Genomic DNA, 7711 nt, shown 5'->3' with positions numbered 1-7711 from the left:
TATACAGATCTGAGGTTAAATTAGCAATTAGCTGCCTTTAATTTCTAAATTAAATAATTCAGCCAACTTGTCAGGTTGCTGGGCAATCCCCATAACTTGCGCGGCAAGTTCTGAGACAGGCTTATGCTCTTCTAACTTCATCGAAATACTTAAGCTATTTAAGCCATTTACAAAATTCATCAATTCCATTTTGTAAGCCTCCTCTAGGGGCAACATATCAACTTGCATTTGCGCCTGCTGTACAAAGCTTAACTTATCTAATTGCACTGCAGATAGCTGCTGTTCAACTACACTATCAAACTGACCTTTATTATTAAAAGTAAAGCTAAATGACTGTGGCTTTAGCGCCTGCATTGCTGTCATCATTTTACTTTGTAATTGGAGCTCTTGCTCCATCGTTAACTGGCTTTGTTGCTGCATCTTTTGTGACTCTAAAGACACTTCCATAAACGATTGCGCGTTACCAAACGAAACTGCCATATCCATTGATGCAACTTTGCCCGCTACAAAACCAAGATCAAAATCACTTTGACCAGTTGATTCATCGTACTTTAAGCTAGAAGTAATGTCATAACTGGCATTTAATAACTCAGCAGGAGTCGTTTGCTCTGCCTGCTTAATCAATGATTCAGCTAAACGAAGGCCTTTTAAATCCATTGCTGTATAAGGACTTATTTTGTCTGTTTCATAGCCTTCAATAATTAGCTGATTGATACTAGCCAGCGCTTCACCTTCAGGACCTGTAAAGTTGATCCCTGTTAGGCTCACTTCTTGATTAAAAATCGAGTAATTCGCGTCTTGATACTCAACAGAAAAGCCTGATGTTTCTGTAAATGTTGAAATTTGCTTTTCGATTTCAACCGTCAATTTTTCGTTTATCTTATACTGAGCGACACCGTAGCCCGCAGCAAGAGTACCAACAACTGCAATTGCAATAAGCGGTTTATTCATGTTTTAACTTCCTAATTAAAATAATGCGTCTAGGGCTTCACTGAGGCTGTTCACACCTATCACTTCCATCCCTTCTATTAGCTGTTTGGGCTTATTCGCATTGGGGACAATAGCACGTTTAAAGCCGTGTTTTGCAGCTTCTCGCAGTCTTTCTTGACCACTGGGCACTGGGCGTATTTCACCACCTAGACCCACTTCACCAAATACTACTAGTTGTCTATCGAGAGCAAAGTTCTTAAAGCTAGATACCAAGGCTGTGATCAAGGCAAGATCAGCACTGGTTTCAGACACCTTGACTCCCCCTACGACATTTACAAATACGTCTTGATCAGAAACTTGCAAACCGCCATGGCGGTGCAATACAGCTAGTAACATGGCCAAACGATTTTGCTCTAAACCAACCGTAACACGACGCGGGTTAGCTAACTGAGAGTAATCAACTAAAGCTTGTACTTCTACAAGTAAAGGTCGCGTGCCCTCCCAAATTACCATCACCAATGAACCTGGTGTTTGCTCTTCACCGCGATTCAAAAATATCGCAGATGGATTTGAGACTTCTTTTAGCCCTTGCCCTGTCATGGCAAAAACGCCTAATTCGTTCACTGCACCAAAGCGATTTTTGTTGCCACGTAAAGTTCTGAATCGGCTATCACTACTGCCTTCCAATAAAATCGAGCAATCAATACAATGCTCTAACACTTTAGGGCCTGCCAACGTACCATCTTTTGTTACATGACCTACCATGATAATTGCGACCTGATTTTGCTTCGCAAAACGAGTCAAGTAAGCAGCACTTTCTCTGACCTGAGAAACACTGCCAGGTGCTGATTGAACATCGCTCATATGCATAACTTGAATAGAGTCAATCACCATGATGCTAGGCTTTTCTTGTAAAGCTAACTGACAAATAGTTTCAACATTAGTTTCTGCCAATGTTCTTAATTTGTTCGTTGGCAAACCTAAACGATTGGCTCGCATGGCAACTTGTTGCAGTGACTCTTCACCGGTGACGTAGAGGGTATTCATAGATTCAGCAAGTAAGCACATGGTTTGCAGTAAAACAGTACTTTTACCCGCTCCCGGTGAGCCACCTATTAAAATGGCACTTCCCGGCACAACGCCCCCACCCAAAACCCGGTCAAATTCTTTAAACCCTGTAGAGAATCGCGGCAGAGTCTCTAAATTGACTTCATCTAAAGTTTGCACTTTCGCGTCAACCATACCTGCATAGCCTGCCATAGCTGAGCTGATTGGTGCTGATTTTATACTAGGCACTCTAAACTCAGTCACCGTATTCCAAGCCTTACATTCAGAGCATTGACCTTGCCATCTGGCAAACTCCGCACCACATTCACTACAAACAAATGCTGTTTTTTTCTTTCCCATATAAAGGCACACTTCTTGCTTAAAAATCACTGAGTAAAATTATATTAAGTTTTGTCATATAAATCTGGCACTTTACTAATTTAATGCTCAAGAATAAGTTAAATATGTTCTATTATTGTCATAGTATTAACTCGATAACCTAAAAGAAAAAATTAATACCCAATTGAGCAAACTTTCAGTGCTCTGGGTTAGCATGACGGTTTTATATGGCTGAAGATAAGCTGCAACAATATCAACCTTTGATAGAAGAACTCAAGCAAGAGTTAGGCACTCCTGGCTTTGATCAGTTCTTTGCACAAAAAACAGTCCAATTATCCAAGTCAGACCAGTTTCTTTTAAAAATGGAAATGTCACGCTTATCTCAGCCTGTTGCTCGCTTTATAGATTTACGTGGTCAAGTTGCCGGTGAAGTAAAGCCATATATCTATGAGGGTAAGCAGCATTTTATGGACGACTTAGCCATAGCTGTATTTGAACAAGAAATTGTTAAGCATGGTAAGTACACTCTGGCCGTATATGAAGCCGTGATGCATACCGATAACAACTTCCGTGTAATGCAAAAACGCGCACAGCAAAAAGACGAGGAAGACGATGCGCCTGTTGTTGTCTCTAATCATGGCGCTAAATTAATAAAGTTTGCTTCTTACGAAAGCCGTATTGAAGAGCGCATGAACTATGCGATCAAGATAACAGTTGAAGTCTCTCGCAAGAACATTATTTCAGCCAGTACTTCTGATATTTCTTTAAGTGGTGCAAAAATTAAAGTGCACCCCAAAGCCGTCTTTGAGAAAGGTCAACTACTCACGATTAGGCTAGTTGGACTAGAGCAGGATTTTGAACTGGGTTTAAAAAGCGGCATTCAGTATGAAGTGGTTGCTGTAGAGCCTGTTAGCCGTGAGTATCAGCATGTGCGTTTAAAGCGCACCTTTGTTGAGAACAACCCTGGCTTTGATGAGTTTTTAAATAGTTTTATTCATGGCAATAAGCGTAGATACAAAATAAACCTAGATAACACTATGGATGCTGTTGTCTGTAAGGGCTATGAGCAATATTATTTACCTAGAGTTAGCTCACTCTTTGTATTTTTGAATAAAGTAAATGACAAGCTAACTCTGCCATCAATGGTACTTACTAATGAAAATAACGCCTATATTCATTACTACTTTGAAGATGAGAGAAAGAAATCCTGCCTTTACAGCATTTTCAATCAAAAGCGTCTAGCCCACTTAAATAGCCTACCCAGCGCGGTAAAAGAAGCCATTTTGTATACTTTTACTCATTCAGATGGTGGTAAAATTTATTACTACTCGGCTTTTGATTATGAACTCACTAAAGAGCCAGAACTGGCTTCATTATTTTTTGGCTTTGGCGCTAAAAAAGACAGCTGGCGTGCCTTCAAGGTACAAATAATGCCAAGCTATCATGAAGATGCATATATTCCACTATCTTTACCCAGCAGCGCAGGCAAGAGCTTAGAAAAATTAAATAAGCGCCCAACACCTAGAGTGCAAGGCTTTATTCAAGACGTACAAAATTTGATGCTGTTAACAGACATCACAGATCCAAGGCGCACAGAAATATATAAAAAGAACGCTTTTGCTCAGTCTCAGGTTAACTTACTTAAACACTTTGGGCATGGTAAAGCCAATACGCCTCCATACCTTGAGGTTGTCGCCCTTGAATATGTCAACCTTCGAGCGCATAAACGTTACCTATATAAAACTGGGGCTGTTTTTTATGTTGACACAACAACAGTGATTGAAGGACATACTCGAGATTTATCCGTAATGGGGTTACAAATAGAGGTAATTAACCCTATAGATGTAAAGAAAGGTGACTTAGTCAATATTGATTTACCTGAACTACAAACCATCACCAAAAAGCATAATTTAAAAGGTTTACGCTATAAGGTCATGGCAGTAAGTAAATCAAAGACCATCATTAATTTAAAAGTACATAAGGTGACTGAAAACAAACACCCTGCTATTGAATTTTTTACTCAATTAATTGAAAAAAACAAAAGCAAATTACAAGCCTGTGAAGAGTCTCCTAAAGTACCAGGGCTTTCAACAGCATTGCGTAACATGATTACCAAAAGTGTGTGTCAGTTCCCGCTTTATCTGCATAAAGAGTCTGCGCATTTTAACGTAGGGGCTGTTGGGAGAGGTCTTTACCCCACAAAACTGCACAAGGTGCTAGAGAGTTTCAATCAGAATAATCAAGAACACATTGAAATTTCACCGGTATTTCCGAGCAACTTTATCGAAGATGAACTATCTGACGCGCTGAGAAAACGCACTCGACAAGATAAACCTCTAAAGTACACCCTATTTCTGCGCTTTGACCCCGATAAGAAAACCCTATCTGAAGCAGTAAAGAGCCAAATATTGAAAGATGAAGATTCTCTGGATAGTTTATTTTTGTTTATCAAAAAAGCATTGCGTAAAGAAATCTTATTTGTTTTTCAATTGCATGTGTCTAAAACAGGCCGACCTGATACGGACTATTTAGCCAACGAATTAAAATACGTCAGTCACTATGCACTTCACAAAGCCAAAGACCTTGAAGAAGCATTATGGGATGTAACAGGCGTGTGTGATTTGATAGATATTACCGACGAAGTCTTACCTACGTTAGATATAGAAGCAAACCTAGTTACAGGTATGGCAGAAAAAAAGCGACTCTGGTTTGAGTCGCATACACTCTAATTTTGTTAGTGCTTTTCAGAATACATCATTTATGCCACACCGCCGAACAGCGTCAGCAGCGCAATCAAAGCTAAATAAAACAGGATATTACGCTTAACTAACCGCATCATACAGGTTGCTTCATAGGTACAGCCTTCATATTGCTGCTCTATTTGCTCTGCAGCCAAAGCTGTTGTTGTAACCACTTTTCTATTTGGCGTTTTAAAATCTAGCGCATATTTGATAAAGCAGCCTGTCCCTTTTGAAAAGTTACCAATAATTAAGTAGCCAAAACTGGTGATCCGCGCTGGCAACCAATTTAACCAAAACAGCATATCTGCAAGTACATGACTACGACTAGATAACAGGCTATTTTCGCTCTGTTGTGTATCGTCAAATAAACTTCTTATCACGGCATACATTATTGCGCCAGAGGCACCCAATACGACAAACCAAAAGATAACGGCACAATAATGCCTAAAGTTCACCCAAGCCAACGTTTGCCCTACCCATTCGCCCCCTTGCTCAGTTTCAGTACGCTGTTGACCTAACTGCAATGCGTATAAAGTGGCGGCCTCGTTATCACCTCTGGTTAAAGCGTTTAAATAACCTTTATATAGCCCACGAGGTTTTGCACAGCCAAAGCACACTAATAGAAAAAGTGCATTGAGTGCTAATTCAAATAGAAAGAAACCTGTTAAATCCATTAAGAAATAAACGCCAATAGCTGGCAACAACGTCCACAAAGCAAACGCAAATGAAGACTTAAATAGACCGTTGTTCGCCAGTAGTGATTGGCTCATAGCCACATAGCGACGACTGTAATGATCTATTTGCCAATGCGCATCTCTTGCACCTAACCGCTCAATGGCCAACGCTAAAATTATTGAGATTAAAATCATAGTTTACTCATTCATTTAACAAAGTTAGAAATTTTTGCCATGCAAACGCCTCGCCCGGATCTGTTTTTCTACCGGGCGCAATATCACAATGGCCGACAATATTATCTGGCGTTATATTTGGGTAAAGCTGCATTATATACTGAGTGCAAATCACTAATGAGGAATATTGCTCATCGGTATATGGCTGTGTATCTGTTCCTTCAAGCTCAATGCCGATACTAAAATCATTGCAACGTGAACGGCCTTTAAATTCTGAAACACCCGCATGCCAAGCCCTTTTATCAAAAGGAACATATTGCAGTACTGCGCCATTGCGCTGAATAAAGCAATGCGCTGAAACTTTTAACCCTTTCAAGTCAGTAAAACTTGGGTGAGCTGAACAGTCTATTTCCCCAGTAAAAAGCGCATCAACATGCTCTGTTCCAAATTGCCCTGCGGGAAGAGAAATATTATGTATCACTAATAAATCAACATCCATTTCTTGTGGGCGTTCATCAAAGAACGTGCAAGGTCTTTGCCTTGCCTCTGGCAAGTAAAAATCAGAGGTAGTCACGCGTAAAACCATTTACTTATACAATGACCTAACCTTAACAAGCTTTGTTTAATTTCACTAGCGCGATTGTCTTAAACTCATGGACACAGTAAAATTTAGTTCTCGCAAATGGCCTTAGACAACATAAGTGACGCTTATTTATGCAAAACCAACTTCTTACTTCAGATCTTATTTCAGAATTAGTAACTCAAGCTTTAAACGAAGATCTTAATTTTCAATCAGCTGCAGATGGCGATATCACAGCGCAATTGATCCCAGCGGAGCAACAAGCGCATGCTTATGTGTTCACCCGTGAAGATTGTGTTTTTTGTGGCAAAGCGCTAATTCTCGAAGTGTTTAAGCAAGTTGATGAAAGCGTTGAAGTAGAAGTGCTCGTTAATGATGGTGACCTTGTTACGGCAAATAGCCAACTATTTACTGCAACTGGTTCTGCCCGTGCCATCTTAACTGCAGAACGCACTGCACTAAACTTTGTTCAAACACTGTCTGGTACAGCAACAACCACAGCACATTATGTGAAAGCATTAAACAACAGCAGCACTCAGCTATTAGACACTCGTAAAACAGTACCGGGGTTACGTGCTTTACAAAAGTATGCGGTAGCATGTGGTGGCGGTAAAAACCACCGTATTGGTTTGTTCGATGCATTCTTAATTAAAGAAAACCACATTGCGGCCTGTGGCGGTATTGCAGCAGCAGTAAAGCAAGCTAAATTGAATCACCCATCAAAACCTGTTGAAGTAGAAGTTGAAAACTTAAACGAGCTACAGCAAGCGATTGATGCAGGCAGTGACATCATCATGTTAGATAATTTTAGCGTGCCACAAATACAACAAGCGGTAGAAGTGACAGCTCAACGCGCTAAACTTGAAGTATCAGGCAATATGACCATTGAAATATTAGCCGAATATGCACAAGCCGGTGTTGATTACATCTCTAGTGGCGCACTGACTAAAAATGTACAGAGCATCGACCTATCGATGCGTTTTAAAAATACGTCAATGTAATTGTGTGTAACAAGAATAAATTGTGCAATTATTGACAATTGCAGTTAAAGCTAATCTAATGAAACACTTAACACGAATATGGTAACAAATTATTAATTTATTTTGCTGTCATAGGTGTTATTATAAGCCCTTGTTTGTAGTGCAAGTTTAAAAAATAGGAATATACTATTATTTACACTTGTCGAGAACAGAGTTAACTATTAAGGTAGTGAAAACATTAACGCT

General features: G+C 39.8%; 6 protein-coding genes. 2 read left to right on the top strand and 4 right to left on the bottom strand.

Annotation, left to right across the window (positions count from 1 at the left end; translation table 11 throughout):
• Positions 1 to 27: 27 nt before the first annotated feature.
• A complete protein-coding gene (locus CWB72_RS11815; protein ID WP_138631609.1) occupies positions 28 to 951 on the bottom strand; it encodes a hypothetical protein in 924 nt (307 codons plus the stop codon).
• 15 nt (positions 952 to 966) lie between these two features.
• Entirely contained in the window at positions 967 to 2337 is a 1371-nt protein-coding gene (gene radA / locus CWB72_RS11810) for a DNA repair protein RadA (protein ID WP_138631607.1), read from the bottom strand.
• A gap of 206 nt (positions 2338 to 2543) precedes the next feature.
• Between radA and CWB72_RS11805 the strand changes: the two genes are divergently transcribed.
• On the top strand, positions 2544 to 5045 hold the full coding sequence (locus CWB72_RS11805; RefSeq protein ID WP_138631605.1) for a PilZ domain-containing protein: 2502 nt from the start codon (positions 2544 to 2546) through the stop codon (positions 5043 to 5045).
• A gap of 29 nt (positions 5046 to 5074) precedes the next feature.
• Here the strand turns inward: CWB72_RS11805 and ampE are convergent, their stop codons facing one another.
• Both ampE and ampD read right to left on the bottom strand, forming a co-directional pair.
• On the bottom strand, positions 5075 to 5926 hold the full coding sequence (gene ampE, locus CWB72_RS11800; RefSeq protein WP_138631603.1) for a beta-lactamase regulator AmpE: 852 nt from the start codon (positions 5924 to 5926) through the stop codon (positions 5075 to 5077).
• A gap of 7 nt (positions 5927 to 5933) precedes the next feature.
• Positions 5934 to 6479: a 1,6-anhydro-N-acetylmuramyl-L-alanine amidase AmpD gene (gene ampD, locus CWB72_RS11795; RefSeq protein ID WP_240700924.1), complete on the bottom strand. Its 546-nt coding sequence runs from the start codon at positions 6477 to 6479 to the stop codon at positions 5934 to 5936.
• Positions 6480 to 6619: 140 nt separating this feature from the next.
• Here ampD and nadC point away from each other — a divergent pair, with 140 nt between their 5' ends.
• Positions 6620 to 7486 (top strand): carboxylating nicotinate-nucleotide diphosphorylase, encoded by an 867-nt coding sequence (nadC, locus tag CWB72_RS11790; protein ID WP_138566895.1) that lies wholly within the window; start codon positions 6620 to 6622, stop codon positions 7484 to 7486.
• Positions 7487 to 7711 lie beyond the last annotated feature (225 nt).

Source organism: Pseudoalteromonas phenolica (assembly GCF_005886345.1).
Classification (GTDB): domain Bacteria; phylum Pseudomonadota; class Gammaproteobacteria; order Enterobacterales; family Alteromonadaceae; genus Pseudoalteromonas; species Pseudoalteromonas phenolica_A.
This window is presented reverse-complemented; position numbering and strand designations above follow the sequence as displayed.

What these genes read in the sequence shown, in the direction of transcription:
- ampE (WP_138631603.1), bottom strand. Translation starts at nt 5,926, where the DNA reads ATGATTTTAATCTCAATAATTTTAGCGTTGGCCATTGAGCGGTTAGGT.
- radA (WP_138631607.1), bottom strand. Translation starts at nt 2,337, where the DNA reads ATGGGAAAGAAAAAAACAGCATTTGTTTGTAGTGAATGTGGTGCGGAG.
- CWB72_RS11815 (WP_138631609.1), bottom strand. Translation starts at nt 951, where the DNA reads ATGAATAAACCGCTTATTGCAATTGCAGTTGTTGGTACTCTTGCTGCG.
- CWB72_RS11805 (WP_138631605.1), top strand. Translation starts at nt 2,544, where the DNA reads ATGGCTGAAGATAAGCTGCAACAATATCAACCTTTGATAGAAGAACTC.
- nadC (WP_138566895.1), top strand. Translation starts at nt 6,620, where the DNA reads ATGCAAAACCAACTTCTTACTTCAGATCTTATTTCAGAATTAGTAACT.